The sequence below is a fragment of the Novosphingobium sp. JCM 18896 genome (assembly GCF_025938095.1).
GTDB lineage: Bacteria > Pseudomonadota > Alphaproteobacteria > Sphingomonadales > Sphingomonadaceae > Novosphingobium.
In genome coordinates, this window is the sequence record NZ_JAPCZF010000003.1 from 139004 (window position 1) to 164620 (window position 25617).

Sequence of the window (25617 nt, forward strand, 5' to 3'; positions counted from 1 at the left end):
GATGAAGGCGCTCCGCCTCGCTGCGATCGGTTTCAGCTTGCTGACCGGCGCGGCGGGGGCGGAGGTGCCGCTGCAACTGCCGACGATCGAGCAGGTCGTCGTGCGCAAGGCCGCGCGGGTGATCGAGCTCTATGCCGGCGGCCGGCTCGTCCACACGATCGAGGGCATCCAGCTCGGCGACGCGCCCTCGGGCCACAAGCGCTTCCAGGGCGACGAGCGCACCCCCGAGGGTCGCTATACGATCGACTACGGCAACCGGAACAGCAGCTACTACCTGTCGCTGCACATCTCCTACCCGAACGCGGCCGACGTCGCTTATGCCAGAGCCAGAGGCCGCAGCCCCGGCGGGCTCATCTTCATCCACGGCCAGCCCAACGACTGGGCGGGAGGGGGAAACGGCGCCCGCGTGCCCGGCGACTGGACCGACGGCTGCATCGCGGTCAGCGACGACGAGATCGAAGTGCTGTGGAGCGCGGTGCCCGATGGCACCGTGATCGACATCCTACCCTGACGCACAAAGTGACAAAGGTGACGAAAGTGACAGCGGCCTGAGCGAAAAACTGTCACTTTATGCGGGCCGTTGCGGCCAGCCGGCACATCCTGCCGAAAGCGCGCAGGGTAGGAAAGCGGCGTTTCCGCCAGACCCCCGTCAGAAATCGACCGCGATGCCGTTCCTGACCCAGTCGCCATAGCGGGTAGGCGCGAGACCGTCGGGATCGTCCCCGGTCTTCGGCTTCTCGGGCACGGGGGCGGGCTCGTTGGTCCAGTTCGCGGGCTTCACGAAGCCTTCGGGGCGTTTGGTCGCTCGCTCGGTCATGCGCCCCATGTGGGACGACTGGCCCCGCGATGCAATCTGCATTAGGGGCCAGCGATGGATATTCCCGGATTACCGGCGCGCGCCGCCGCGCTCCGTCTGCTCGATGCCGTCCTGCGCCGCGGCGAGACGCTCGATCAGGCGACGCACAACGCCCTGCAGAACGTGCGGGCCGATGCCGATCGCGCGCTGGCCCGTGCGATTACGGCCGAGACGCTGCGCTGGCTGACCGATATCGATGCGCTGATCGACAGCGCCACCCAGCAGGTCCTGCCCGAAGATGCCAAGCCGCGCGCCGTGCTGCGGTTGATGCTGGCGCAGTGGCTGCGGCTGGATACGCCGCCGCACGCGATCATCGCGACGGCGCTGCCCCTGCTGTCGGGCGGCCCGAAGCGGCTGGCGCACGGCGTGTTCTCGACCTTGAACAAGCGCGGTGTGCGCCTGCCCGACGCGCCGACCTTGCCGGCGCGCGTGGTCGAGCGCTGGCGCGCGCGGGCACCGGCGATCGCCGCTGCCTTGGGCGAGCCGCCGCCGCTCGACCTGACTTTGCGCGATCCTGCCGAGACCGAACAATGGGCCGAGCGTCTCGGCGGCGTGTCGCTGATGCCCGGCCATCTGCGCCTGCCGCGCGGCGAGGCGATCGAGAACCTCGACGGTTTCGCGGATGGTGCCTGGTGGGTGCAGGATCTCGCGGCCGGACTGCCTGCGCGCGTGCTCGGTGCCGGCGAGGGACGCCGCGCGCTCGATCTGTGCGCCGCACCGGGCGGGAAGACGCTCCAGCTTGCGGCGGCGGGCTGGCAGGTCACTGCGCTCGACATCAGCGCCAAGCGGCTCGAACGGCTGCGCCAGAATCTCGATCGCACGGGTCTGACCGCGGAGATCGTCGCCGCCGATGCGCTCAAGTGGGAGCCAGAGGCGAAGTTCGACGCCGTGCTGCTCGACGCGCCGTGCACCGCGACGGGCACCTGCCGCCGCCATCCCGACGTGCTCCACCGCATCGGTCCGCGTCAGATCGCCGAGATGGCCGAACTCCAGGCCGCGCTGCTTGCACGCGCCGCCGGCTGGCTCGATCCCGGCGGGCGGCTGGTCTATGCGGTCTGTTCGCTCGAACGCGAGGAAGGCGAAGAACGCGCCGCCGAGGTCACGCTGACACGAGACCCGATCGAGCTGCCCGGTTTCGCCAGCACGCCCGAAGGCTGGCTGCGCACCGATCCCGGCATGGCCGCCAATGGTTTGGCTGGCGGGGGCATGGATGGCTTCTTCGTGGGAGCTTGGCGCGCCTGATCGCCGCCCGCCATAGTCGGCCCGCACAAGACGGGAGATGCGGATGGCGAACGAACTCGATGGCAAGGTGGCGATCGTCACCGGCGGTGCGCAGGGCATCGGCCGCGGCGCGGTCGAGGTCTTCGCCGAGGAGGGCGCGCGCGTCGTCATCGCCGATCTCGATAGCGAGGCGGGCGAAGCCCTGGCGCGATCGATCGGCCAAGCCGCGCGCTTCCTGCGCACCGACGTCTCGCGCAAGGATCAGCTCGCGGCGCTGATCGATTTCGCGATCACCGAATTCGGCGACCTCGACGTGCTGTTCAACAATGCGGGCATGCCCGGCGCGTTTCACCAGCGCCTGCTCGATGACGGCTTCGACGATTTCGACGCGGTGATGAACACCAATCTCGCCAGCGTCATGCACGCGACGCGCTTCGCCGGGCTGCACATGCGGACCAAGGGCCGGGGCTCGATCATCAACACCAGCTCGATCGCGGCGCTCGAACCGAGCTATGCGATCCCGACCTATCGCGCCTCGAAGGCGGGGATCAACGTGTTCACCCGCTGCGCCGCGGTTGACCTCGGCGAATACGGCATCCGCGTCAACGCGATCGCCCCGGGCGGCATCCCGACGCGGATGAATTCGCTGCCGATCCCCGGGCTCAGCGACGAGGAGATGAAAGGCCTGATCGCGGCGATCGAACCCGCGCGCCTCGTGACCCAGCCGCTCAAGCACACCGGCGATCCGCGCGACATCGGCAACATGGCGATGTTCCTCGCCAGCGACCGCGCCGCGCACATCACCGGCCAGATCATCGCGGTAGACGGCGGCGTCACCGCGGGTGAGACGCTCAAGCAGAACGAACTGTTCGGCCAGGTCCGCGACGATTACCTGCGTTCGATCGGCAAGGGGTAGTCGGATCCTCCCTATTTGTGGCTGCGCCAGAAACGGGGAGGATCCTACACTCAGTCCGCCTTGAACTTGTCCGAGGGCGTCAGCTTGAGGTTCATCGTCGCGAGGCCGCGGATGATGAAGCTCGGCTCGTAGGACAGGTCGGCCACGCCGTTGGGGTGCTTGTCGAGATCGAGTTCGATCTTCGAGGTGTATTCGAGCAGCTTCTCGTAGATCACGCGGACCTCGACGCGGGCGAGCGGCGCGCCCGCGCAGACGTGCTTGCCGCGGCCGAAGCCGACGTGCTCGATCACCTTCTTGCGGCCGACGACGAGCTCGTTCGGGTTCTCCCAGCGCGCGGGATCGCGGTTGGCGGCCGACAGCGCGACGAGGATGCGCGTCCCGGCCGGGATCTCGACGTCACCGATCTTGGTGTCCTTGCGCGCGAGGCGGGCGGTCTGCTTGGTCGAGCCCTCGATCCGCAGCACTTCCTCGAGGAAGGCCGGGATCAGCTTGGGATCGGCGCGCAGCCGGTCCTGGAGCTCGGGCTGCTCGACCAGATACTTCATCGAATTGCCGAGCAGCTTTGCCGAGGTGTCCTGGCCCGCGCCGAACATGAACATGCCGAGCTGGACGATGTCGTAGACCTCGGGCGTGGTGCCGTCGTTGTACTTGGCGTGGGTCAGCTCGCTGAGGATGTCCTCGCGCGGGTTCGCCTTGCGATCGGCGACATAGCCGAAGAAGTACTTGCCCATGACCGCGAAGGGATGCTCCTCGCCCTCCATCGGATTGCCGCCGTCGAGGCTGCCCGGAGGCGGCGCCTTGGCGATCGCGTCCATGAAGATCTGCCGATCTTCGACCGGCACGCCGAGCAGGTCGGCGACGACCACCGTGACGAAGGGCGTGGCGATCTCACCGATCAGCTCGACCTTGCCATTGCCCACGGCCTTGCGAACCATCGCGTCCGAATAGTCCTCGATGAAGGCCTCGCTGGCCTTCAGACGCGAGGGGACGAACAGCGTGTTGATCAGCGCGCGCAGCTTGGTGTGGCGATCGTCGTCCATGTTGACGACCTGATCCCAGCCGGGGAACGCTTGGCGGTGCTCTTCGATCTGGGCGTTGATGTCGGCGCCGTGCGGCACGAAGGGCAGCGGCGCGCCGGCGCCCTGCAGCGCGATGATCGCCGAGAAGGCATCGTGGTTGCGCAGCACCTCGAGCGCTTCCTCGAAGCCGGTGACGATGTAGTAGTCCTTGCCCGGCGGCTGGTAGACCGGCCCATACTCGCGCAGCGCGTTGAAGAAGGCATAGGGATCCTTGAGGATCTCGTAGTCGGTGAAATAGTCGCGTTCGACCAAGGCCTGCATTTTCTCGGCTCCCAGGGTTTGTCCGCATTTCCGCGAAATGGCTTGCCTCGGACAGGCTCCTGCTGCTTCGAGAGCGGCATGAGCGAGCGAAACGATCCGAATCTCGATTTGTGCGCTACAGTGGCGCATAATCGTAAAGCCCCCCGCGGGTCAACCGCCAAGGATGCGCGCGCGGTGCGATCGGGCGCCGCCTTGCGCGATGCGCTGCTGCACCTGCTCGAGCGTAAGTCGTTCGATCAGATCACCGTGCGCGACATCTGCGCGGAAGCGGGTGTCCACTACGCCACCTTCTTCCGCCACCATCCGGGCAAGGAAGCGCTGCTCGATCATATCGCGGCCGAACAGATCGCCACCTCGGTCGAACTGACCTTGCCGATCAAGGACGCCGGCGACGACCGCGGTTCGCTCGCCGCCTTGTGCGCCTACGTCGCCGAGCATCGCCAGCTCTGGGCGATTCTGCTTAACGGCGGCGCGGGTACGACGATGCGCGGCGAATGGCTGCGGCACGCGCGGATGGTTTCGGAAACGCGGGATTCGGTGACGACCTGGCTGCCCAAGGAACTGGGCACGATCTGCTCGACCAGCCTGATCGTCGAGACGATCGCCTGGTGGCTGACGCAGCCGCGCGACGCCTATTCGGCCGAGCAGGTGGCGGACATCCTGCATCGCCTGATCTCGGCCTCGACTTTCGCGAAGGGCTGAAGCCGTTCGGGTATTCCATCGCGGTTCGCGCTCCGCCTGCCGACGTTAACCAATTCCGTTTAGGTCTCGGAAGGTAGGTCGGGCGCCCTTCTTCCCGTGCACAGGGGACATGCACAGGGGGATGAAGGAGCAATGGAATGCACTACAGCCCGAACATCATAGCGGCAGGCACGGAAGTTCCCGTCGGCGATCTGTTGGCGCTGATCGGTCTGCCGCCGTGCGACACCGTACGCTGGACCGCGCGCCGCAAGGCGGAAATCGTCGCTGCGGTCCAGCGTGAGCTGGTGACGGCCGAGGACGCCTGCAACTGGTACGGCCTCAGCGCCGAAGAACTCGACGAATGGTGCCGCGCCACGGAGCGCGACGGTATTGCCGGCCTGCGCGTTACCTGCTCGCAGCAGGCGCGTCGCACGGCTTCGCGGCAGGCGGTTCACGCCCATTCGTAAACGCGTGCCGGCCGCTTCGGCGGCCGGCGGTGCCGCCCTGCGCCGACATCGTCGCGCTCAGCCCAGCCCGCCTCGCGCCGGCATCTCGGGCTGCCCCTAGACCCGGCGGAGGTCCCCATGCTTGTCCAAGACGCCGCGGCGGTTCGCCGCCCGGCCCGGATATTCGTCCTCGAGGACGACATGCTCAACGCGCTGTTCATCGAGGACACGCTGCAGTTCGCCGGCCACGAGGTGGTCGGCCCGGCCAAAACGATCGCGCAGGCGCTGGCGATCCTCGATCATCGCGAGATCGACGCGGCGATCCTCGATCTCCAGATCGACGAGCATGTCTCGTTCGACGTCGGCCGCAAGCTCGACGAACTGCAGATCCCCTGGGCGATCACCACCGCCCACGCGCCGAGCTTCATCGTGCCGCAGTTCTCGCACGTCGACGTGCTGATGAAGCCGTTCCCGGTCTCCGCCCTGCTGGCCCTGACCGCGCGCCTGCTGGCCCGCGCCGAGGCGACGGGGCCCCGCTTCGCGAGGAAGCCCCGTCTCGGCCAGCCTTAGGCGCGATCAGGCCTTGACCCGATTGGCGAAGCTCTTGCGCAGCTTGAGCAGCTTCGGCGGGATCACGGCCAGGCAGTAGGGATTGCGCTGGCCTTCACCTTCCCAATACTCCTGATGATAGTCCTCGGCCGGATACCACTCGGCCGGCCCCTCGATCGTCGTCACGACCTTGCCGTCATGATCGGCATTGGCGCGCGCGATCGCCGCCTCGGCCTCGGCGCGCTGGGCGTCGTCGAGCGGGAAGATCGCCGAGCGATACTGCGTGCCGACGTCGTTGCCCTGGCGGTTGAGCTGCGTCGGATCGTGCGTGCCGAGGAACACGTCGAGGATCTCGGCATAGGAGATCGTCGCGGGATCGTAGTGGACCTTGATCGCCTCGGCATGGCCGGTCGAGCCGCTGCACACCGCCTTGTAGGTGGGGTTGGGGACGGTGCCGCCGATATAGCCGCTCTCGACCGCGCTGACCCCGATCACGTCGCGGAATACCGCTTCGGTGCACCAGAAGCACCCGCCCGCCACGATTGCCGTTTCCGTACCGTTCATCTGTCTGCCTTCATCTGTCGCTACCGCGGCAAGATAGGGAGGGCCGGGCGGCTTGTCATGGGCCGACCGCACCCTAGAATAGGCTTCGTCGCCCGACGTCAGGGCGCGGCCAAGGGAGTGAGTTCAATGCGTCGATATCTGCTCGCACTGGCTGCCACCCTGGGTTTCGCCGTCACCACCCTGCCTGCCGACGCCGCCGTCGCCGACGATACCGAGAATTGCGCGGCCTGCGAGGCGGTGCTCGATCTCGCGCTGGCCAATCCGCGCCGCGAGGGCGACCGCGCGCGCGACACCTGGCGCCACCCGCAGGAGACGCTGTCGTTCTTCCGTGTGCGCCCGGGCATGACCGTGGTCGACTACATGCCCTCGGGCGGCTGGTGGACGCGCGTGCTCGTGCCCTATCTGGGCGAGACCGGCCGCTATATCGGGCTCAACCCCGACGTCACCAATGCCAGCGAGGGCTGGAAGAGCTACGCCAACATCGCTGGGACCCTGCCCCAGAAGGCCGCGGGCTGGACCGGCGTCCCCGCCGCACGCATCGGCGCCTACAACACCGACGGCCTGCCGCCTGCGCTCAACGGCACGGTCGACCGCGTGCTGATCTTCCGCGAACTGCATAACCTCAAGAGCGAGGGCTGGCTGGCACGCGAGCTCGGCACGGCGCGCGCACTGCTCAAGCCCGACGGCCTGCTCGGCATCGAGCAGCACCGCGCCAAGGCCGACGCGCCCGACGCCTATGTCGACGGGAGCAAGGGCTACCTGCGCGAGAAGGACGTGATCGCCCTGATCGAGGCGCAGGGTTTCCAGCTCGTCGGCAAGAGCGAGATCAACGCCAACCCGCGCGATCCCGCCAATCACGAGGCCGGCGTCTGGACCTTGCCGCCCAATTACCGGCTCGGCGAAAAAGACCGTGACCGCTACGCCGCGATCGGCGAAAGCGACCGCATGACCCTCCTGTTCCGCAAGCGCCCCTGATCCCGCCATGACCGAAGTCACCGTTGCCGCGCTCCAGCTCGCGCTGGGTTCCACCGACGAAGCCGAAAACATCGCCGCAGTCTCCGCGCTGGTCGAGCAGGCGGCGGGTCGCGGCGCGCAGATCGTGCTGCCGCCCGAGCTGTTCTCGGGCCCCTATTTCTGCAAGGTCGAGGAGGAGGAGCTTTTCGCGCTGGCGCGGCCGACCGCCGAGCACCCCTCGGTGATCGCGATGCAGGCGCTCGCCCGCAAGCTCAAGATCGCCATCCCGACGAGCTTCTTCGAGCGTGACGGGCATCACTACTACAACACCCTCGCTATGATCGACGCCGAGGGCGAAATCCTGGGCACCTACCGCAAGAGCCACATTCCCGACGGCCCCGGCTACGAGGAAAAGTACTACTTCCGCCCGGGCAACGACGGCTTCAAGATCTGGAACGTTGCAGGCACGCGCATCGGCGTCGGCATCTGCTGGGACCAGTGGTACCCCGAGGCCGCGCGGGTGATGGCGCTGATGGGCGCCGAACTGCTGTTCTATCCCACGGCGATCGGCTCCGAGCCCTATGACGCCGATCTCGACACCAGCCGCATGTGGCGCCGGGCGATGCTCGGCCATGCCGTGTCGAACTGCATGCCGGTGATCGCCTCGAACCGCATCGGCATGGAAGACGGCCAGCGCTTCTACGGCCACAGCTTCATCACCGACGAATGGGGCGATTTCACCGCCGAGTTCGGCGCCGCGGAAACCGGCGTGCTGACCGCGACGATCGATCTGGCTCGTGCCGCCAAGCACCGCGCCGGCATGGGCTTCTTCCGCGACCGACGGCCCGAGCTCTACACGCGCATCAGCCAGGACGTCTGAGCCGGGTGAAGCAGCGGTACCTGATCGCGCTCGGCTCCAATCGCCGCCACCATCGGCATGGCGATCCGCGCGGCGTGCTGCGTGCGGCCTTCGCGGCGCTCGATCGCAAGGGGCTCAAGCTCAAGGCCTCGTCGCCGATCATGGCCTCGGCACCGCTCGGCCCGTCGCGCCGCCGTTATGCCAATGCCGCCGCCCTGGTGAAGACCGATCTCGCGCCCGACGCCCTGCTCGATCGGCTCAAGACGATCGAGCGCCGCTTCGGCCGGCGTCGCGGCGGGCAGGCCTGGTCGACGCGCGTGCTCGATCTCGACATCGTGCTGTGGAGTGGCGGCGCCTGGGCCTCGCCCGGCCTGACCGTGCCGCACGTATCGCTGCGCGAGCGCCGTTTCGTGCTGGCGCCGGCGGTGACGATCGCCCCCACCTGGCGCGATCCGCTGACCGGACTGACCTTGCGCCATCTGCTGGCGCGGCTCGATCGTCGGCGCCCGCGCTAACGCTGGATCGCGTAGGTCAGCGTGCCGCGCGGGTGCAGCGAGCGGTTGACGAAGGCCACCGTGCCGTCTGGTGTCTCGCTGCGCACGACGATGCGTAGCGCCGGCGCGCCGGCCTGGGCCGCGAGCCTTTCGCAGGCCTCGGACGGCATGGGCACGGCGCTGATCGACCGGGTTATGCGCGCGATCCGCGTCTCGAACAGGTCTTCGAGCAGCGGGATCACCGGGCCGACGTGGCGCTTGAGCAGGCGGCCGATCAGCGCATAGTCGGGCCGGATGAAATACTCGTTCCAGCAGGTCGCGCGCCCGTCCTCGACATTGACGCGGTAGCCTTTGACGCAGAGCCATTCCTCGTCGCCGGGCAAGCCGAGTTCGTGGGCCAGCGGCGGTGCGATCCGCGCCATGTCCATCGTCGCGATGTCGAGGCGGGTGCCGATCGTATAGTCGAAGAAATCCGCGCCGATGTCGCGCGCGAGCACTTCGGGCGCGCGCACCAAGGGGGAGGCGACGATCGGCCGGCTGCCGGGCCGCGAGGTGATCAGCCCGTCATTGCGTAGTTGGCGCAGCGCTTCGCGGATCGTGTGGCGGCTGACTTCGAAGCGCTCGCACAGCGCCTCCTCGGTCGGCAGCCGCGTGCCGACCGGATAGATCTCGCGCAGGATCGCGGTGCGCAGGGTCGAGGCGACCTGCAGGTAGAGTGGCAGCCCCGCTTCGTTCTCGCTGGCCTCGAGCGCCTCTTCGTCGCCGGCTTGCGTCATGCCTCTCCCTCGGCCGTGAGGCGCAGCCCGGCCAGATCGCCTCGTTTGCGCCACTCCTCCAGCACCTCGAAGAAGGCCAGCGGTCCGCGGCCATAGCCGGCGCCGCGGCGCGCGGCATCGACGTTCATCCGGCCTTCGCCGTTGTAGTAGCCCGGCGTGCAGCTTTCGAGGAAGTCGCGGTTGATCGTCGACAGTTCGACGATCGTGTCGACCCAGGCCTGTTCGGCTTCGGCCGTCGCCTCGATCCGCGCGGCGCCGCGGTCTCTGGCCGAGTCCATGATGTAGGCCATGTGCCGCGACAACTCGTCGAGCGAGTGGGTGAAGTTGACCGTGTGTGCCGACTGGTCGCGGTTGAATATGAACAGGTTGGGAAAGCCGTTGACGTGCATGCCGTGGAGGGTGGCGAAGCCGCGCGCCCATTTCTCCGACAGCCGCTCGCCGCCCACGCCGAGCACGTCGTAGCCCGAGCGGCGGGTATAGGCCGTGCCGATCTCGAAGCCGGTGGCGAGGACCAGGCAGTCGAGCGGATAGTGTTCGCCCGCGACCACCACGCCGGTCTCGGTGATGGCCTCGACACCGCGGCCGCCGGTGTCGATCAGCGAGACGTTGGGCCGGTTGAAGGCGGGCAGGTACTCGTCGTGGAAGCAGGGGCGCTTGCAGAACTGGCGGTACCAGGGCTTGAGCGTTTCGGCCGTGTCGCGGTCCTCGACCGAGAGGTCGACGCGCGCGCGGATCGCCTCCATCTTGACGAAGTCGGCCTCCTCGACCGCTTCGGGCGAGAGCGTGCCGTTTGTCCCCAAGGTGTTGACCCGCAGGAACTTGCTCATGACCTGGGTCCAGCCGTCCTGGATCAGGTCCTCGTCGACCTGCGCGGCCGAGGTGAGGGCGGTGAAGTTCTCCATCCGCCGCTTCTGCCAGCCCGGTTCCTGCCTGTGCCACCAGTCGGCATCGGTCGCATAGTCGTTGCGCACGTCGATCGCCGAGGGCGTGCGCTGGAACACGAACAGGCGCATGGCGCCCTGGGCGAGATGCGGGATGCACTGGACCGCGGTCGCCCCCGTGCCGATCACGCCGACCCGCTTGTCCGCCAGGCGATCGAGCCCGCCCTCTGGCCCGCCGCCGGTATAGTCGTAGTCCCAGCGCGCGGTGTGGAAGATCCGGCCTTCGAACTTCTCGATACCGGGAATGCCCGGCAGCCGCGGCTTGTGCGCGGGGCCGTTGGCCATGACCACGAACTTCGCGCGCATCCGGTCGCCGCGGTTGGTCGAGACGATCCAGCGCAGCGCCTCCTCGTCCCAGCGCAATTCGGTCACCTCGGTGTGCAGGCAGGCCTTGCGGTAGAGGTCGAAGCGCTCGGCGACGCGGTGCGAATAGTCGAGGATTTCGGGCGCGGGCGTATATTTGCGCCGCGGCATGAAGCCCATCTCTTCGAGCAGCGGCAGGTAGATGTAGCTCTCGACGTCGCAGGCCGCGCCCGGATAGCGGTTCCAGTACCAGGTGCCGCCGAAATTGCCGCCCTTCTCGATCACGCGGACGTCGCGAAAGCCCGCCTGGTACAAGCGCGCGCCCGCGAGCAGGCCGCCGAAACCGCCGCCGATCAGGATCACCTCGGTATGGTCGAACAGCGGTTCGCGCGGTGTCGGCGCGGTATAGGGATCGTCGAGGAAGGCGGCGAACTGGCCGGCCATCTCGACATATTGGTCGTTGCCGTCGGCGCGCAGGCGCTTGTCGCGTTCCTCGCGGTATTTCTCGCGCAGCGCGTCCGTATCGAGGGTGGTGTCTGGTAGCGTCGAGGCGGTCATGTGCGGAGCCCTGCACGCTTTGTGCGCAAATGCAACTGAGTCCGTACAATAGTTCTGCATTGGTCATTTTGTATGGACAATATGCCGAAGTCGGCTCACACGGAGGTCCGAAAAGCGGCGCGGTGACGCCGGCGATTTTACAGGGTGGAGGATCCGATCATGCGTAAACTGGCTCTCGTATTGGCTCTGGCTTGCTCGAGCCACGCGACGATCGCGGCGGCCCAGGCGGGTGGTGAGGCCGACAATTCGGGCGAGATCGTCGTGACCGCGCAGAAGCGCGAGGAACGCCTGCTCGAAGTGCCGATCTCGATCTCGGTGATGTCGGGCGAGGACATGGTGCAGAACGGCATCAACTCGACCGTCAACCTGTCGCAGGCGGCGCCCGGCATCGTCACGGTCAACAACGGCTTCGGCTTCCTGCCCGTCGTGCGCGGCATCCAGTCGACCGGAACCTCGCCGGGCGACGAGACCAACGTCGCGATCTATCTCGACGACATTTCCATCGGCACGCCGATCGCCGGCTTCTTCGATCTTGCCGACATCGAGCGGATCGAAGTGCTCAAGGGGCCGCAGGGCACGCTCTACGGCCGCAACGCCACGGGCGGCGCGATCAAGATCGTCACCAAGAAGCCTTCGTTCGAGACCTCGGGCTCGGTCGCGGCGGACTATGGCTTCCACTACAACGAGCTCAAGGTGACGGGCTTCGTCACCGGCGGGATCACCGACCAGCTCGCCGGCTCGCTCAGCGGTTCGTACCGGACCAGCGACGGCTTCATCAAGGGCACGGGCCCCAATGTCGGCCGCGATTTCGGCGGGGCCGACAACTACGTGCTGCGCGGCAAGCTGCTGTGGCAGCCGTCGCAGAGCTTCTCGGCCGTGCTCTCGGGCGACGTCTGGCGTCAGCAGAACAATTCGGTGTTCATCAGCCACATAAAGGACGGCATCAATCCCTACCCGAACATTCCGGGTACCGTGCCGAACCGGCCCTACGAGAACGCCGGCTCGACCGATCCGCTCGCGCGGCTGCGCGGCTTCGGCGGCAGCCTCGACATGAACTGGGACAGCGCCAGCGGGATCTCGGTCCGCTCGCTGACCGCCTATCGCCACGTCGCGGTGAACTCGCAGTCGGATACCGACCGCACGAGCATCGGCACGGGCAATGCCGTCTCGGGTTCGAACCAGATCTCGCAGTACCAGAAGAGCTTCAGCGAGGAACTGACCGTATCGAGCCCGGCGGAGGGCATGTTCACCTGGCTGGTCGGCGGCTACTACTACAACTCGAAGGCCGGCAACCCCTATTTCCGCACCTATTCTGGCGATGCCGTGCGCGGCGGCACGATCGCCGCCAACTTCACCAACCGGATGAAGAGCGAGGTCTTCGCGGGCTTCGGCGAAGTGACCTTGAACCTCGCCGAGAAGCTGCACGTCACCGGCGGCGTGCGCTACAATTCGGAGAAGAAGACCTTCCACTGGCAGAATCTGGTCAACCTCGCCGCGGCGCAGGTCGATCGCGAGCGGACCTGGAACAGCGCGACGTGGCGCGGGGTCGTGCGCTATGACCTGGGCGAGGACGCCAACGTCTATTTCTCGGCGAGCACGGGCTTCAAGAGCGGCGTCTACAACGCCTATTCGTCGCTGGGCATCCCGGTGAACCCCGAGAAGATCACCGCTTTCGAGGCGGGCGCCAAGGCGCGGCTGGCCGGCATCAATTTCGCGCTGGCCGCCTATGCCTACAAGTACAAGGACATCCAGGTCAGCTCCTACACCCAGGTCGGCAACCCGCCGACCTTGCAGCTGACCCTGAGCAACGCCGCGCGCGCCAAGATGCGCGGTCTCGAATTCACCGCCGACGGCAAGCTCGGCGGCGGCTTCTCCTTCGCGGCCGGCCTGAGCTGGGAGCCGAAGGCCGAATACGAGGCCTTCACCGCCGCGCAGGTCACCGTGCCGCTGACCGCGGCCGAACTCGCCGTCGCCGCGCCGGGCATCATCCAGAAGACCGTCGTGCCGTTCGACGCCTCGGGCAGCCGCACCGTGCGCACCCCCGAGGTCACGGGCAACCTGCGGCTGAGCTACGAGGCCGATCTCTGGGGCGGCGAGTTCAACGGCTCGGTCAACACCGCCTATACCAGCGCATTCTACTGGCAGCCGGGCAATCTCTCGCGCGAGGATCCCTACGCGATCGTCAATTTCCGTCTGTCCTGGACCAAGAACCGGGTGACCTATTCGGTCTTCGGCAACAACGTGACCGACGCCGGCTACCGCACCGATTACGTGCCCAACGCGCGCGGCGACAGCGTCAAGTTCGTTCAGCGTGAGGAGTTCGGGGTGGGCGTCAGCTACGCCTTCTGAACCGATCCGCGGCTGAAGAGCCTCTGGAACGCCGCGTGAGCGGTCGGCCCCGGTCCTGCGTGACCGGGGCCTTTCCATGTCCGCCGCATCCGCTTGAAAAGCCCGGAAACTGCCGGTTTCTCGGACGATCTCGCCGGCGCGAAAGGCGCGCCTATCGCACTGCTGAATGAAAGTTGCGTGACATTTTTATCACTAGAAACAACTCACTTCTTTGTAAGCAAAATCTGTATGGCAGATGAACATCGAGTTGGTTAGCATTTGGACCATGGGATCGGGACGAGCGAGGCCGTGCGCCTCATCGGCCGGGAACGGCGATTCGTCCCATTTGAAGGAGTCCATATTTGATGTCCCCACTCGGCAAGGCTCGCTTCCGGGCAGCCACCTGCGCGTCTCTGATCGCGCTCGTCACCTCGACCACCGCCATGGCTCAAGACGTTCCGGCATCGGATGATGCTGCGGAAGCGGAAGCCATCGTCGTCACCGGTTCGCGCATCGCGCGCCCCGATCTGGAATCGACCGTTCCGGTCGCGATCCTCAGCAACGACGCCATCCTCAAGCAGGGCAACAACAACCTCGGCGACACGCTGAACGACCTGCCGCAGCTGCGCTCCTCGTTCAGCCAGCAGAACCCGGGCCTCGGCGTCGGCATCGCCGGCCTCAACCTGCTCGACCTTCGCGGCCTCGGCACCCAGCGCACCCTGGTGCTGGTCAACGGCCGTCGCCACGTCGCCGCCGACGTCCTGAACAACGGCGTCTCGGTCGACGTCAACACCATCCCTTCGGACCTGATCGAGCGCGTCGACATCGTCACCGGCGGTAACTCGGCCATCTACGGTTCGGACGCCATCGCGGGCGTCGTCAACTTCATCCTCAAGAAGGACTACGACGGCCTCCAGCTGACCGGCAAGGCGGGCATCTCGACCCCCGGTGCCTACGGCGCCAACCAGCAGCTCTCGGCCATCGCGGGCAAGAACTTCGCCGACGGCCGTGGTAACGTCACCCTGGCGTTCGAATATTCGAACCAGGAGCGCGTCTACACCTCGGACATCCCGTTCCTGAAGCGCGTCGACGGTCTGATCGTCAATGACATCGACCCCGCCGGCACGCCCAACGGCAGCGACGGCAACCCCGACCGCATCTTCGTCAACGACATCCGCCAGGCGAACATCAACCGCTTCGGCCTCGTGCCGATCACCCAGCGCGCCGGTTCGGCCGCTTGCGGTACCGGTGTCAACGGCGTGCCGTTCAACTGCACCTACATCTTCCAGCCCGACGGCACGCTCGTCGCCCAGACCGGCACGCGCTATGGCTCGGGCGTCATCGGCGGCATCGTCGGTGGTAATGGCCAGACCGGTCGCGAAGACCAGCTGATCTCGGTCCTGCCGAAGCAGCAGCGCTACAACGCCAACCTGCTCGCGCACTACGAGTTCACGCCGGCGTTCGACGTGTTCTTCGAAGGCAAGTACTCGCAGATCAAGACCGTCGGCGGCAACGCCGGTCCGGCTTCGATCCAGGGCCAGTTCACGCAGTTCGACTATCGTGAGCGCGTCCGTCTCGACAACCCGTTCCTCAGCGCTTCGGCTCGTCAGACGATCGCCGCCGCCCTGCTGGCCTCGGGTTGTAACCCGAGCCTGAGCGCAGCCTGCACCACGACCACGGATTCGGTCCGCAACTCGCAGGGTCCGCTCACCGCGGCGCAGATCGCGCAGATCAACGCCGGCACCTATCGCTTTGCGATCTCGCGCAACCTCGCCGACCTCGGCAACCGCGACGAGTTCTTCAACCGCAAGACCTATCGTGCGGTCCTCGGTGCGCGTGGTTCGTTCTGGGATACGTGGCGCTACGAAGTGTCGGCCAACTACGGCCGCACCGAAGAGCACACCGAAGCCAAGGGCTACCTCGATCGCCAGCGCTTCGGCCTCGCCATGGACGCCGGCCGCAACCCGGTGACCGGCGCGATCCAGTGCCGTTCGCAGTTCGATCCGGCATCGGCCGTGGCCTACACGACCTCGCCGACTTCGGCTGCTTCGGCCTTCAACCAGGCACGCCTGGCCGCCGATATCGCGGCCTGCGTTCCCTACAACCCGTTCGGTGCGGCCAACAACGCCGCTTCGGCCGCTTACTTCATGCGCGACTACGTCAACGACTCGTTCGCCGAGCAGCTGGTGTTCTCGGCCTTCGTTTCGGGTGACCTCGGTCAGAACCTGAAGCTGTGGGGCGGCCCGGTCCGCTTCGCTCTGGGCGTCGAGCACCGCGAGGAAGACACCGGCTACGCCCAGGACGACTTTGCCGCTTCGGGCAATTCGACCGCGGTCGCCTTCGGCGAAATCCAGATCCCGATCTTCGAGGATCGTCCGTTCTTCCACGAACTGACGCTTTCGGGCGCTGCGCGCGTCGCGAAGTATCAGGGGGCGGTCGGCACGGTCTGGGCCTGGAACGGTGGCGTCGATTGGGCTCCGATCAGCGACATCCGCTTCCGCGCCAACTACAGCCGCTCGGTGCGTGCGCCGAACCCGGCCGAAACCTTCGGCGAGCTGATCCCGAACTTCGCTCCGGGCTTCACCGATCCGTGCACCACGGCCAACATCGGTGCCGGCACGCAGTTCCGCGGCGCCAACTGCGCCACGGCCCTGGGTGGCAACCTGAGCAACATCGCCAGCCTCGGCGCCTACTCGCTGCCGATCCTCAGCGGTGTTAACCCGAACCTGAAGGCGGAAAAGTCGAACTCGCTGACGCTGGGCGCGGTCTTCCGTCCCCGCTTCATCCCGGGTCTGACGGTTGCGGTCGACTACTACTCGATCAAGGTCGACGGCGTCATCGTGTCGCTGACCGCGCAGCAGATCGCTAACAGCTGCTACGACCAGCCGACCCTCGACAACGCGTTCTGCGGTCTGTTCCAGCGCTTCGCTGGCCCGGGCGCAGGTCCGCAGAGCGAAGTCGCCGGCCAGATTCTGGGTAACACCCTGATCAGCGCGCCGTTCAACTTCGCCAAGCGCGTCCGTCGCGGCATCGACACCCAGATCAACTACAGCACCGATCTGGGCGGCGACTGGAAGATGAGCGCGAGCGCGATCTACACGCACAACTTCCAGAACAGCAACTACGAGAACCCCGCGATCCCGGACTTCGAGAACCGTCGTCTGAGCGAGCTGGGCGATCCGAAGGACGAGTTCCGCGTCAATGCGGACGTGACCTTCCGTCGGTTCACGCTGGGCTACCAGCTTCAGTACATCAGCCCGATGTACGTGAACAACTTCGAGAACTACAACCCGCTCCAGGGTCGTCCGCCTCAGGACGCCGACTATTCGGCGATCCCGATGTACCCGGCCGTCTGGTACCACGACGTTCGCTTCGAGTATAAGCTGGACCGCGACAACCGCGGCAACCAGTTCAGCTTCTTCGGCGGCGTGGACAACCTGTTCAACGAGATCCCGCCGCTCGGTCAGACCGCGACCGGCGAGCGCATCGCCTCCGGCGGTGACGGCGGTAACATCTACTCGATCCGCGGACGTCAGTTCTACGTGGGCTTCAAGGCCAACTTCTGACACCGGCGATCGGCCAAATCCATAATACCATATCGGGGGGCGGGACGTTGTTCCGCCCCCTTTTATTTGTGCTAGCCTGATGCCCATGACCTCGCCCAATCCGATCGATCGCGCCATGGCCCTGGCGTCTCAGGGCTCGGTGATCCCGGCCTATCGCCTGCTCGAGCAGGCCATGGCCCAGGGCGACGGCCTCGCCGCCGCGACCCTGGCCGAATGGCGCATGGCGGGGCAACTCGTTCGCCGCGACATCGGTCTTGCGCGCGATCTGTTCGGCCGGGCGGCCGAACGCGGCCTGCGCGAGGCGCTGCCGATGCACATCGCGCTGCTGGCCAGCGGTGCCGGCGGGAAAGGGCGCGACTGGGGCAGGGCGCTGGACCTTCTCGCGCAGTCGGCGTCGTCCGATCCCCACGCGGCACGGCAGACGGCGCTGCTCGACAGGCTGGGGCTGACCGCGGCGGGCGATCCCGCGAGCCTACCGGCGCTCGAGCCGCTCAACGACCTTCCTTTCGTCGCGCGCGTGCCCGGCTTCCTCGACGCCGAGGAATGCCGCTACCTTTCCGAACTCGCGCAACCTTATCTGCAGCCCTCGGTGGTGGTCGATCCGGTCAGCCAGCGCTTCGTCACCGACCCCGTGCGCATCGCCCGATCGGCGGGCTTCCCCTTCGTGCTCGAGAACCCGTTTCTCCACGCGCTCAACCGCCGCATCGCCGCGCTGACGCAGACGCGCTACGAACAGGGCGAGCCGCTGCAGGTGCTGAGCTATCGCGCGGGCGAGCAGTACAAGCTGCACAGCGACGTGCTGCCCGGGCCCGTGAACCAGCGCATCCTCACGGTTCTCGTCACCCTGACCGACGATTTCACCGGCGGCGAGACCGCATTTCCCGATCTCGGCATTCGCTGGCGCGGCGCGGTGGGCGAGGCGCTGGTCTTCGCCAATGTCGATGCGCGCGCGAACCCCGTGCCCACCGCGCGCCATGCGGGAAATCCGGTGGGCAGCGGCACCAAGACCATCCTCTCGAAGTGGATCCGCCAGGCGCCGCTCGACATTTCGGGGCCGCCGGGGCGACCGCTCTAGGGCGCTGGCGAGGCGCCGCGCTTTTTGCCAGACTGGCCGCATAACAGGTCGGGAGAGGGCATTTGCGCGCGGCGGTCTATCACGGGGGCGAGCGGGGCATCGCGATCGAGCAGATAGCCGATCCGCATGCGGAGCCGGGCGAATTGCTGATCGAGGTCGGCTTCTGCGGGGTCTGCGGCAGCGACGTGGCCATGACCTCGGGCAGCCCGTTCGACTATCCGGCGGGGCGCTGCTTCGGCCACGAATATTCGGGCACGGTGGTCGAGATCGGCGCCGGCGTCTCGGGCTGGCGGCTCGGCGATCGCGTTGCCTGTCGGCCCAAGACCGCCTGCGGCGCCTGCGATCTCTGCCGCGAGGGGCACCTGCTGCTCTGCCCGGGCGGCGCCCATCTGAGCAAGGGCTTCGCGCAGTTCGTTGCGGTGCCGGTCGAGGCCGCGGTGCGCCTGCCGCAGAGCCTCAGCCTCGCCGACGGCGCGCTGGTCGAGCCGATGGCCTGCGGGCTACGCGCCTTCCGCGCCGCGGCGATGCGCGCGGGCGATCGCGTGCTCGTGCTGGGCGCGGGTTCGCTGGCCTTGTCGAGCATATGGTGGGCGCGCCGGCTCGGCGCTGCCAAGGTGGTCGTCGCGGCGCGATCGGATCATCGCCGCGACATCTGTCACGATTTCGGCGCCGACGCCTTCGTCAGCCTGAGCGACGACGATCCGCAAGCGATCGCGGCCGCGCTCGGCGGGGCGCCTCACGTCGTGGCCGAATGCGTGGGCAAGGAAGGGATGATCGCCAAGGCGGTCGAACAGGTTCGGCCCGGCGGCACGATCCTGTCGCTCGGCATGTGCATGGCGCCCGAACCGATCCTGCCGATCGGCCTCACGTTCAAGGAGGCGCGACTGATCTTCCCGCTCGGCTATTCGGAGGCCGAGTTCGAGCAGACTGCGCGCGCCTTCGACGAGGCCGGCTTCAAGCCCGAGCAGATGGTCAGCGACGTGTTCCCGCTCGCCGCGATCGGCGACGTCATCGCGCGGCTGCGCGCCGGCGCGGCCTTGCGCAAGGTCCACATCGACCCGAGGATCGCGGCATGACCTTCGACCCCAGCGCCGCCTTTCCGCTGCCCGTGACGATCGAGGAGATCGACCTCGCCTGGCTGACCCGCGCCTTGCGCACCCGCGCGCCCGAAGCGGGGCTGCGCGGCTTCGAGATCGTCGATATCGATCACGGCACCTGCACCAAGATCCGCATCGCGCTCGACCTCGACGACGCGGCGCGTGCGGCGGGGATTGCCGAGCGCGTGATCCTCAAGGGCGGGTTCGAGCCGCACAGCCGGCAGATGCACTACATGCACGGCTTCGAAGTCCGCGCCTATGCCGACGTGCTGCCCGTGCTCGAGCTGCCGTCTCCGGCCGCCTATTTCGCCGGTTTCGACGAGGCCCGGCAGCAGGGCATCGTCATCCTCGAGGACCTGACCTTGCGCGCGGTCGAATTCTGTCATCCGCTCGTGCCGAACAGCGTCGAGCAGGTGTCGCGCCGACTGGTCGAGCTCGCCCGCTTTCACGCCAAGACCTGGGGCAGCCCCGAACTCGATCCCGGTGGCCAATGGGGTTTCCTCGACGTCTGCATTCCCGAAACCGGCGGGCACATGCGCCAGTTCCTCGATCCGGCGGTGTGGCAGGGCTTCGTCGACTTGCCGCGCGGGCGGGCGGCCTCGGTCCATTTTCACGATCCGCGCTGGATGGCGGCGGCGCTCGACAAGCTGCACCGGCTGGCGAACCGGCGGCCGCACGCGCTGCTCCACGGCGATACCCATCTCGGCAATCTCTATCGCGAGGCCGACGGCACGCCGGGCTTCTTCGATTCGCTGCCGCACCGCTGGCCCGGCATCCAGGAGGTCGCCTATCATGTCGCCGGCGCGCTCGATCCCGTCGAGCGGCGGCAGTCCGAGCGGCACCTGGTCGCGCTCTATCTGGACGAACTGGCCGCGCAGGGCGTTACCCCGCCGAGGCTCGAGGAGGCGATGCACGACTACGCGGCCTTCCTCGCCTTCGGCTTCTGCATCTTCCTGGTGAACGCATCCGAGTTCCAGCCCGAGGCGATCAACACCGCCTATACCGCGCGGTTCAGCGCGGCGATGATCGACAACGACACGATCGGCGTGCTCGCGGCGCTCGACTGAGGGATCGCGCCACCGATGTGGATCAATAAAATGCACTAGTGCTGTTGCGTTTATTCGATCGTGAGCTAGACCTCCGCCCACAAGAACGTGGGAGGGAACGTCATGACCGGAAGGGTGCGGATTTCGATCATCGCGGGCGCGCTGGCAGGCGCGGCTTCGATGGGTACGGCAGCCTGGGGGCAGGATCGCGTTCCGGCCGTTCACGAAGACCCGGCCAGCGCCGACGCTTCGGAAATCATCGTCACCGCGCAGCGCCGGTCCGAACGCCTACGCGACGTGCCGATCTCGATCACCGCGCTCACTGCCGATACGCTGGTCCAGTCGGGCATCAACAACACGCTCGACATCGCGCGGGTGACGCCGGGCGTGCAACTGCCGCTCTATGGCGGCTTCCTCCAGCCCTCGATCCGCGGCATCTCCTCGGCCAGCGCGGGGCTGGGCGACAGCTCGAACGTCGCGATCTACGTCGACGGGGTCTACCAGCCCTCGCAGTCGGGCCAACTCGTCGACCTGCCCGACATCCAGCAGGTCGAGGTGCTCAAGGGGCCGCAGGGCACGCTCTACGGCCAGAACGCCGCGGGCGGCGCGATCATCCTCACCTCGGTCGCGCCCAGCTTCGATCTCACCGGCCGGTTCAGCGCGTCCTACGGCAATTACGACCACTGGCAGGTGCGCGGCTATATCAGCGGGCCCTTGGTCGAAGACCGCATCGCCATCTCGGTCGCGGGCAGCTTCGAGGATCGCAACGGCTTCCGCCGCAACGTCGCGACCGGCGGGCGCGATTCCGGCCTGCAGTCCGAACTGATCCGCGCGCGCCTGCTGTTCCAGGCGTCGGACCGGGTCTCGTTCACGCTCGGCGGCTACTATTCGCGGCGCTCGGACGGCGGCCAATATGCGGGCCAGCCGGTCGGCCCGGGCACCCCGCTCGGCTATGCGCTGGCCGGCCTCGTCGGGCTCAACGTGCCGCGCGCCAACGACCCGCAATCCTACGCGCTGAACGTCGATCCGCTGACCCTGATCCGCTCCTACGGTTTCAACCTGCTCGGCAAGTTCGATACCGATTTCGGCACGTTCAACACGGTCACGGCCTATGGCAACGTCAAGGTCCGCGACGTCGCCGATGCCGACTACACCGCGGTCAATCTCGGTGACGTCGACCTCAACATCTTCAACGACCACTTCATCCAGGAGCTCAATTTCACCTCGGCCAAGTGGGGCCGCGCGACCTTGTCGGCCGGGCTGTTCTACATGGCGCTCAAGGAGAGCTACGCGCCGAACACGTTCAACGGCTATTTCACGGGCCTGACCGATCCGGTCACGGCCTTTCCGACCACGCCCAGTCCGCTGTTTCGGATCAACCAGTACGCCTACAACCGCAAGCGCTCCTACGCCGCCTACGCCGAGCTCGGTTACGAGCTGACCGATCGATTGAACGTCTCGATCGCCGGGCGCTATTCCTACGAAACGCAGCAGACCGCGGACAATTATTCCCAGCTCACCGGCGCCCAGGGCCCGACCCTGACCGCCGATCCGCGCGGCAAGATCTCGTTCGAGCGCTTCACCCCGCGCGCGACGATCCGCTATGCGATCGACGACAGCTCGAACGTCTATGCGACCTACTCGCAGGGTTTCAAGAGCGGCTACGTCAACTCGGGCGACAATCCCGCGGCGAATCCGCCGCTCGAACCCGTCCAGCCCGAGAAGGTCTTCGCCTACGAGGTCGGCTACAAGGGCCGCCTGGCGCCGGGGATCAGCCTGAACCTCTCGGCCTTCTGGTACGATTACAAGGACCTGCAGGTCTACGTCTACTCGCCGCCGAACCAGTTCTATCGCAACGCCGCGGCGGCGCGGATCAAGGGTATCGACGGCGACATCACGATCCAGGCGGCGCCGGGGCTGACGCTCACCGCCGGCGCCTCCTATGTCGACGGCAAGTACCGCAGCTTCCCCGATGCCGTGGTCTATCGCCCGAACGCCTTCGGCTTCGGTTATGACACGGTGGGTCTCGATGCCAGCGGCCGGCGCATGCAGCGCGCGCCCAAGTTCACCGCCAACGCCGCGATCTCCTATGAGACGACCTGGCAGGCGGGCACTTTCGGGCTCTACCTGGCGGGCAACTACAATTCGGGGCTCAACTACGACGTCGCCGCCAACGTCCGGCAGTCGGCCTATGCCCTGCTCGACGGCCAGCTCTCGTTCTCGCCCGCGGGGATCGAGGGGTTGCGGCTGGTGGTCTGGGGCAAGAACCTGACCAACAAGGACTATCTGGCGAGCTTCCTTGGCAGCCAGTTCGTGCTCGGCGGCTCCTATGCCGAGCCACGGACTTACGGGGTGAGGGCGGAATTCAAGTTCTGATCGGCGGGCTCAATAGAGGTTGTTCTTGTAGTCGCTATCGAGCCCCTTCTGCATCAGTCCCGGGATCGACATGACCAGGCCGCCGAGCCGCGCGGCGAGGCCCTTGTCCTTGTTGAGCTTGACGTGGGCGGTGAACATCCGGGCCGGATCGATGCCTTCGGCCTTGGCGGCGAGCGGCCATAGCGCTGCGCGCTCCAAGGCGGGGCTGGGCCGGAGCTCCAGGTCCGGCCTATCGACGCGGATCGCGAGCAGCGGCGCCTTGTCGCGCACCGTGAAGCGCTCGCGCGCCGCGGCATCGCTCGTGAGATCGGCTGCGCCGCGCAGGATGACGACCTGGGTGGAGCCGGGAATCAGCAGCGCGCCGGCCATCTGCGGCTGGGCGATGAGGTTGCGGAAGCTGTCGGTGCGGCGATTGCCGGGGCGATCGGCGAACCACAGCGCTGGCCCGTCCATCCGCGTCATGCAGCCGGCGGGATCACCCTTGGGGCTGAGATCGGCATGGCCGCTGTCGTCGATCGTCGCCAGAGCGAGGAAGCGCCCGGCATCGACGAAATCGGCAGAGTCCGCCGGCGGCTCCAGCCTGCCCGCCGACCAGAAGTCCGATCGGATCAGCGCCTTCGCGCAGTGGCCGTAGCATTCCCGGACCTCGACCAGCGCCGTGTCGGCCTCGATTGCGGCGACCCTGCCGTTGATCCGCAGGGTCTCGCCGATGCCGGGCGCGAGGAACAGCGAGGCGAAGGGGGCGCCGGGCTGCAACAGCGCCGGATCGTCCACGAAGGCCAGTGGCAGGCGTAATGTCTGCCGGTCACCCGTGGCGAAGCCGGGTCCGCCGCCGGCCAGGGTGATCGCGATCGTCGCGGCATTCCCGCCGGTGACGAAGGCTAGCGGCGAGGCGGCCAGCCAGCCGAGCGCCAGGTCGTCGAGGTGGTCGATGACCTTGAGGTCGACCGCGGCCGGGCGCTTGCCGACTACGGCTTCGAGCTTCTCGACGCTGTCGATCCGATCGTCCATGCGCTTCTCCATCCGCTGCGCGGGGGAAGGCTGAGACTATCGGATCGACGCTTCGCAGCAAGCCGCTGTGGCGATCGATTGAGGCGGCCGATTCAGGCGGCCTTGGCATATTCCTCGGCCTCGGCGGCGATGAGGATGTCGGCGAGCATCCAGTAGGCCTCGCCCCAGGCGGCGAGCACTTCGTCGGTCGCGACTTCGGCGCCGAGCACCTCGCGGATCGCCGGAAGCAGCGCTTCGGCGACCAGCGGATAGTGCTCGGCCTTGACGCCGGTCTCGACGTGGCGCGCGACCATGCGCTGCACCGCGCTGCCCAGATTGGCGAGCTTGTCGATGTTCTTGGCATAGGCGAGGATAGCGCCGGCCAGCCGCTTCGGCTGCTCGCCGCTTTCCTGCGCGGCCTGGTCAAACATGTCCTTCACCGCCGCATTCTCGAACAGCCGCGCATACATGGCGGTGGTGATCTCGAGGCCGTGCTTCTCGATGGCAGGGGCAGTGGCCTTGACGATTTCGCGGGCCTGGGCGGAAGCGGTGCGCATGTGAGGTCTCCTAAATTCGGTAGATAAAATACTGGTATTTGTTTTGCTTGATTCTGGCAAGTGCCTTTCGCACATGGGGGATTGCATGCAGCTCACCCAGCACACCGACTATGGCCTGCGCCTGCTGATCGTCCTGACCCGCATGGGCGGCGGGCCGATCGCGCTGCCCGAGTTCTCTGCCGAGCAGCGCCTGTCGTACCACCATGTCGCCAAGGTCGCGCAGGCGCTCGTGCGCGAGGGCTTCATCAAGAGCCGGCGCGGGCGCAGCGGCGGGGTCGAGCTGGCGAGGGCGCCCGAGGAGATCAGCGTCGGCGAGGTCGTGCGCGTGCTCGAACGCGGCATGCAGCTTGCCGATTGCGCCAACTGCGCGCTCATGGGGGACTGCAACACCAGCCCGCTCCTGGCCGAGGCGCTGGCCGCCTTCCTCGCCGTGCTCGACCGCACGACGCTGGCCGAGGCTGCTCGCCGGCGCTTGCCGGTCCTCTCCGCTTAGGGAACCAAGTCCGCGCTGGCGCGCTTCGCAGCCATAACTGCGCCCACAATGGGAGAGCGCCATGACTACCCTGCTTGCTTTCCTCGGCCGCCTGATGATCGCGCTGCTGTTCCTCGTTTCGGGAGCGAACAAGCTGATGGACATCTCCGGCACCGATACGATGATCCGTTCGGCCGGCCTGCCCGGTGGCCTGGCCCTGCTCGTCGGCCTGTTCGAGGTCGCCGCCGGTCTCGCGCTGGTGTTCGGCGTAGCGACCCGCCTGACCGCGGTGATCCTGGCCGGCTTCTGCCTGGCCGCGGCCTTCTTCTTCCATAACAATTTCACCGATCCGATGCAGGCGGCGATGCTGCTCAAGAATGTCGCGATCGCCGGCGGCCTTCTCGCGCTCACCGCGCTCGATAACGTGCGCTGGTCTTACGATGCGATGCGCGCCAAGCGCCGCGCCGAGATTGCCGAGCTGCGCGCCGAGGCCAAGGCGCACGACGCCGAGGTCCGCGCGGCCCGTGCCGAGGGCGAGGCTGCCGCGGTGGGCCGGACCGCGCCGGTTGAGACGGTCCACGGCGATACCGTGGTGACCGACGGCGGCACTCTGGTGCGCAAGCGCCGCTGGCTCTGACAGTCGCCGCTTGAC

General features: G+C 67.1%; 24 protein-coding genes. 17 read left to right on the forward strand and 7 right to left on the reverse strand.

Going from position 1 to position 25617, the window contains the following annotated elements; genetic code table 11:
• Position 1 precedes the first annotated feature (1 nt).
• Positions 2 to 511, forward strand: coding sequence for a L,D-transpeptidase family protein (locus OLX23_RS11035; RefSeq protein ID WP_264445045.1), 510 nt, complete (start codon positions 2 to 4; stop codon positions 509 to 511).
• A 138-nt stretch (positions 512 to 649) separates the two neighbouring features.
• On the opposite strand, the gene OLX23_RS11040 is transcribed toward OLX23_RS11035, so the two are convergent.
• Positions 650 to 817 (reverse strand): DUF1674 domain-containing protein, encoded by a 168-nt coding sequence (locus OLX23_RS11040; protein ID WP_264445046.1) that lies wholly within the window; start codon positions 815 to 817, stop codon positions 650 to 652.
• Positions 818 to 871: 54 nt separating this feature from the next.
• Here OLX23_RS11040 and OLX23_RS11045 point away from each other — a divergent pair, with 54 nt between their 5' ends.
• Together OLX23_RS11045 and OLX23_RS11050 are read left to right on the forward strand one after the other, a co-directional pair.
• Complete coding sequence (locus tag OLX23_RS11045) at positions 872 to 2098, forward strand: RsmB/NOP family class I SAM-dependent RNA methyltransferase (RefSeq protein ID WP_264445047.1); 1227 nt, start codon at positions 872 to 874, stop codon at positions 2096 to 2098.
• A 43-nt stretch (positions 2099 to 2141) separates the two neighbouring features.
• The gene (locus tag OLX23_RS11050; RefSeq protein ID WP_264445048.1) at positions 2142 to 2993 is read left to right on the forward strand and encodes an SDR family NAD(P)-dependent oxidoreductase; all 852 of its coding nucleotides are present in this window, start codon (positions 2142 to 2144) and stop codon (positions 2991 to 2993) included.
• 50 nt (positions 2994 to 3043) lie between these two features.
• Here the strand turns inward: OLX23_RS11050 and OLX23_RS11055 are convergent, their stop codons facing one another.
• Positions 3044 to 4333: a cytochrome P450 gene (locus OLX23_RS11055; protein WP_264445049.1), complete on the reverse strand. Its 1290-nt coding sequence runs from the start codon at positions 4331 to 4333 to the stop codon at positions 3044 to 3046.
• A gap of 174 nt (positions 4334 to 4507) precedes the next feature.
• On the opposite strand from OLX23_RS11055, the gene OLX23_RS11060 reads away from it, so the two are divergent.
• From OLX23_RS11060 to OLX23_RS11070, 3 genes are all read left to right on the forward strand, one after another.
• Positions 4508 to 5035 carry a TetR/AcrR family transcriptional regulator gene (locus OLX23_RS11060; protein ID WP_264445050.1) on the forward strand — a complete coding sequence of 176 codons (528 nt, stop codon included), beginning with the start codon at positions 4508 to 4510 and terminating at the stop codon, positions 5033 to 5035.
• Positions 5036 to 5172: 137 nt separating this feature from the next.
• Positions 5173 to 5481 carry a DUF1153 domain-containing protein gene (locus OLX23_RS11065; RefSeq protein ID WP_264445051.1) on the forward strand — a complete coding sequence of 103 codons (309 nt, stop codon included), beginning with the start codon at positions 5173 to 5175 and terminating at the stop codon, positions 5479 to 5481.
• A gap of 117 nt (positions 5482 to 5598) precedes the next feature.
• Complete coding sequence (locus OLX23_RS11070) at positions 5599 to 6030, forward strand: response regulator (protein ID WP_264445052.1); 432 nt, start codon at positions 5599 to 5601, stop codon at positions 6028 to 6030.
• Positions 6031 to 6036: 6 nt separating this feature from the next.
• Here the strand turns inward: OLX23_RS11070 and msrA are convergent, their stop codons facing one another.
• Positions 6037 to 6573, reverse strand: coding sequence for a peptide-methionine (S)-S-oxide reductase MsrA (gene msrA / locus OLX23_RS11075; RefSeq protein WP_264445053.1), 537 nt, complete (start codon positions 6571 to 6573; stop codon positions 6037 to 6039).
• A gap of 126 nt (positions 6574 to 6699) precedes the next feature.
• Between msrA and OLX23_RS11080 the strand changes: the two genes are divergently transcribed.
• Genes OLX23_RS11080 through folK form a run of 3 tightly spaced genes read left to right on the forward strand, consistent with a single transcriptional unit; the run spans position 6700 to position 8901 of the window.
• On the forward strand, positions 6700 to 7548 hold the full coding sequence (locus OLX23_RS11080; RefSeq protein WP_264445054.1) for a class I SAM-dependent methyltransferase: 849 nt from the start codon (positions 6700 to 6702) through the stop codon (positions 7546 to 7548).
• A 7-nt stretch (positions 7549 to 7555) separates the two neighbouring features.
• The gene (aguB, locus tag OLX23_RS11085) at positions 7556 to 8407 is read left to right on the forward strand and encodes an N-carbamoylputrescine amidase (RefSeq protein WP_264445055.1); all 852 of its coding nucleotides are present in this window, start codon (positions 7556 to 7558) and stop codon (positions 8405 to 8407) included.
• Between the two features lie 5 nt (positions 8408 to 8412).
• Positions 8413 to 8901: a 2-amino-4-hydroxy-6-hydroxymethyldihydropteridine diphosphokinase gene (gene folK, locus OLX23_RS11090; protein ID WP_264445056.1), complete on the forward strand. Its 489-nt coding sequence runs from the start codon at positions 8413 to 8415 to the stop codon at positions 8899 to 8901.
• Here folK and OLX23_RS11095 read toward each other — a convergent pair.
• Both OLX23_RS11095 and OLX23_RS11100 read right to left on the reverse strand, forming a co-directional pair.
• A complete protein-coding gene (locus tag OLX23_RS11095) occupies positions 8898 to 9656 on the reverse strand; it encodes a GntR family transcriptional regulator (protein ID WP_264445057.1) in 759 nt (252 codons plus the stop codon). The genes folK and OLX23_RS11095 overlap by 4 nt on opposite strands.
• Complete coding sequence (locus tag OLX23_RS11100; protein ID WP_264445058.1) at positions 9653 to 11458, reverse strand: flavin-containing monooxygenase; 1806 nt, start codon at positions 11456 to 11458, stop codon at positions 9653 to 9655. The genes OLX23_RS11095 and OLX23_RS11100 overlap by 4 nt, the downstream gene beginning before the upstream one ends.
• 159 nt (positions 11459 to 11617) lie before the next feature.
• On the opposite strand from OLX23_RS11100, the gene OLX23_RS11105 reads away from it, so the two are divergent.
• From OLX23_RS11105 to OLX23_RS11130, 6 genes are all read left to right on the forward strand, one after another.
• Positions 11618 to 13807 (forward strand): TonB-dependent receptor, encoded by a 2190-nt coding sequence (locus OLX23_RS11105; RefSeq protein WP_264445059.1) that lies wholly within the window; start codon positions 11618 to 11620, stop codon positions 13805 to 13807.
• 344 nt (positions 13808 to 14151) lie between these two features.
• Complete coding sequence (locus OLX23_RS11110) at positions 14152 to 17352, forward strand: TonB-dependent receptor domain-containing protein (protein ID WP_264445060.1); 3201 nt, start codon at positions 14152 to 14154, stop codon at positions 17350 to 17352.
• Positions 17353 to 17437: 85 nt separating this feature from the next.
• Positions 17438 to 18427 (forward strand): 2OG-Fe(II) oxygenase, encoded by a 990-nt coding sequence (locus tag OLX23_RS11115; protein WP_264445061.1) that lies wholly within the window; start codon positions 17438 to 17440, stop codon positions 18425 to 18427.
• Between the two features lie 62 nt (positions 18428 to 18489).
• Complete coding sequence (locus tag OLX23_RS11120; RefSeq protein ID WP_264445062.1) at positions 18490 to 19503, forward strand: zinc-dependent alcohol dehydrogenase; 1014 nt, start codon at positions 18490 to 18492, stop codon at positions 19501 to 19503.
• Positions 19500 to 20591 carry an ecdysteroid 22-kinase family protein gene (locus tag OLX23_RS11125; protein ID WP_264445063.1) on the forward strand — a complete coding sequence of 364 codons (1092 nt, stop codon included), beginning with the start codon at positions 19500 to 19502 and terminating at the stop codon, positions 20589 to 20591. Before OLX23_RS11120 ends, OLX23_RS11125 begins: the two co-directional genes overlap by 4 nt.
• Positions 20592 to 20693: 102 nt before the next feature.
• Positions 20694 to 22946 (forward strand): TonB-dependent receptor, encoded by a 2253-nt coding sequence (locus OLX23_RS11130; RefSeq protein ID WP_264445064.1) that lies wholly within the window; start codon positions 20694 to 20696, stop codon positions 22944 to 22946.
• 9 nt (positions 22947 to 22955) lie between these two features.
• Here the strand turns inward: OLX23_RS11130 and OLX23_RS11135 are convergent, their stop codons facing one another.
• Together OLX23_RS11135 and OLX23_RS11140 are read right to left on the reverse strand one after the other, a co-directional pair.
• Entirely contained in the window at positions 22956 to 23957 is a 1002-nt protein-coding gene (locus OLX23_RS11135) for a pyridoxamine 5'-phosphate oxidase family protein (RefSeq protein ID WP_264445065.1), read from the reverse strand.
• Positions 23958 to 24049: 92 nt separating this feature from the next.
• Positions 24050 to 24493 carry a globin domain-containing protein gene (locus OLX23_RS11140; RefSeq protein WP_264445066.1) on the reverse strand — a complete coding sequence of 148 codons (444 nt, stop codon included), beginning with the start codon at positions 24491 to 24493 and terminating at the stop codon, positions 24050 to 24052.
• Positions 24494 to 24578: 85 nt separating this feature from the next.
• On the opposite strand from OLX23_RS11140, the gene OLX23_RS11145 reads away from it, so the two are divergent.
• Both OLX23_RS11145 and OLX23_RS11150 read left to right on the forward strand, forming a co-directional pair.
• Positions 24579 to 24986: an RrF2 family transcriptional regulator gene (locus tag OLX23_RS11145; RefSeq protein WP_264445067.1), complete on the forward strand. Its 408-nt coding sequence runs from the start codon at positions 24579 to 24581 to the stop codon at positions 24984 to 24986.
• Between the two features lie 61 nt (positions 24987 to 25047).
• On the forward strand, positions 25048 to 25602 hold the full coding sequence (locus tag OLX23_RS11150) for a DoxX family protein (RefSeq protein ID WP_264445068.1): 555 nt from the start codon (positions 25048 to 25050) through the stop codon (positions 25600 to 25602).
• Positions 25603 to 25617 lie beyond the last annotated feature (15 nt).

Excerpts from the sequence above, each read along its gene's own strand:
- OLX23_RS11035 (WP_264445045.1), top strand. The coding sequence starts at position 2 with ATGAAGGCGCTCCGCCTCGCTGCGATCGGTTTCAGCTTGCTGACCGGC.
- OLX23_RS11040 (WP_264445046.1), bottom strand. The coding sequence starts at position 817 with ATGACCGAGCGAGCGACCAAACGCCCCGAAGGCTTCGTGAAGCCCGCG.
- OLX23_RS11045 (WP_264445047.1), top strand. The coding sequence starts at position 872 with ATGGATATTCCCGGATTACCGGCGCGCGCCGCCGCGCTCCGTCTGCTC.
- OLX23_RS11050 (WP_264445048.1), top strand. The coding sequence starts at position 2,142 with ATGGCGAACGAACTCGATGGCAAGGTGGCGATCGTCACCGGCGGTGCG.
- OLX23_RS11055 (WP_264445049.1), bottom strand. The coding sequence starts at position 4,333 with ATGCAGGCCTTGGTCGAACGCGACTATTTCACCGACTACGAGATCCTC.
- OLX23_RS11065 (WP_264445051.1), top strand. The coding sequence starts at position 5,173 with ATGCACTACAGCCCGAACATCATAGCGGCAGGCACGGAAGTTCCCGTC.
- OLX23_RS11070 (WP_264445052.1), top strand. The coding sequence starts at position 5,599 with ATGCTTGTCCAAGACGCCGCGGCGGTTCGCCGCCCGGCCCGGATATTC.
- msrA (WP_264445053.1), bottom strand. The coding sequence starts at position 6,573 with ATGAACGGTACGGAAACGGCAATCGTGGCGGGCGGGTGCTTCTGGTGC.
- OLX23_RS11080 (WP_264445054.1), top strand. The coding sequence starts at position 6,700 with ATGCGTCGATATCTGCTCGCACTGGCTGCCACCCTGGGTTTCGCCGTC.
- aguB (WP_264445055.1), top strand. The coding sequence starts at position 7,556 with ATGACCGAAGTCACCGTTGCCGCGCTCCAGCTCGCGCTGGGTTCCACC.
- OLX23_RS11095 (WP_264445057.1), bottom strand. The coding sequence starts at position 9,656 with ATGACGCAAGCCGGCGACGAAGAGGCGCTCGAGGCCAGCGAGAACGAA.
- OLX23_RS11100 (WP_264445058.1), bottom strand. The coding sequence starts at position 11,458 with ATGACCGCCTCGACGCTACCAGACACCACCCTCGATACGGACGCGCTG.
- OLX23_RS11105 (WP_264445059.1), top strand. The coding sequence starts at position 11,618 with ATGCGTAAACTGGCTCTCGTATTGGCTCTGGCTTGCTCGAGCCACGCG.
- OLX23_RS11110 (WP_264445060.1), top strand. The coding sequence starts at position 14,152 with ATGTCCCCACTCGGCAAGGCTCGCTTCCGGGCAGCCACCTGCGCGTCT.
- OLX23_RS11115 (WP_264445061.1), top strand. The coding sequence starts at position 17,438 with ATGACCTCGCCCAATCCGATCGATCGCGCCATGGCCCTGGCGTCTCAG.
- OLX23_RS11125 (WP_264445063.1), top strand. The coding sequence starts at position 19,500 with ATGACCTTCGACCCCAGCGCCGCCTTTCCGCTGCCCGTGACGATCGAG.
- OLX23_RS11130 (WP_264445064.1), top strand. The coding sequence starts at position 20,694 with ATGACCGGAAGGGTGCGGATTTCGATCATCGCGGGCGCGCTGGCAGGC.
- OLX23_RS11135 (WP_264445065.1), bottom strand. The coding sequence starts at position 23,957 with ATGGACGATCGGATCGACAGCGTCGAGAAGCTCGAAGCCGTAGTCGGC.
- OLX23_RS11140 (WP_264445066.1), bottom strand. The coding sequence starts at position 24,493 with ATGCGCACCGCTTCCGCCCAGGCCCGCGAAATCGTCAAGGCCACTGCC.
- OLX23_RS11145 (WP_264445067.1), top strand. The coding sequence starts at position 24,579 with ATGCAGCTCACCCAGCACACCGACTATGGCCTGCGCCTGCTGATCGTC.
- OLX23_RS11150 (WP_264445068.1), top strand. The coding sequence starts at position 25,048 with ATGACTACCCTGCTTGCTTTCCTCGGCCGCCTGATGATCGCGCTGCTG.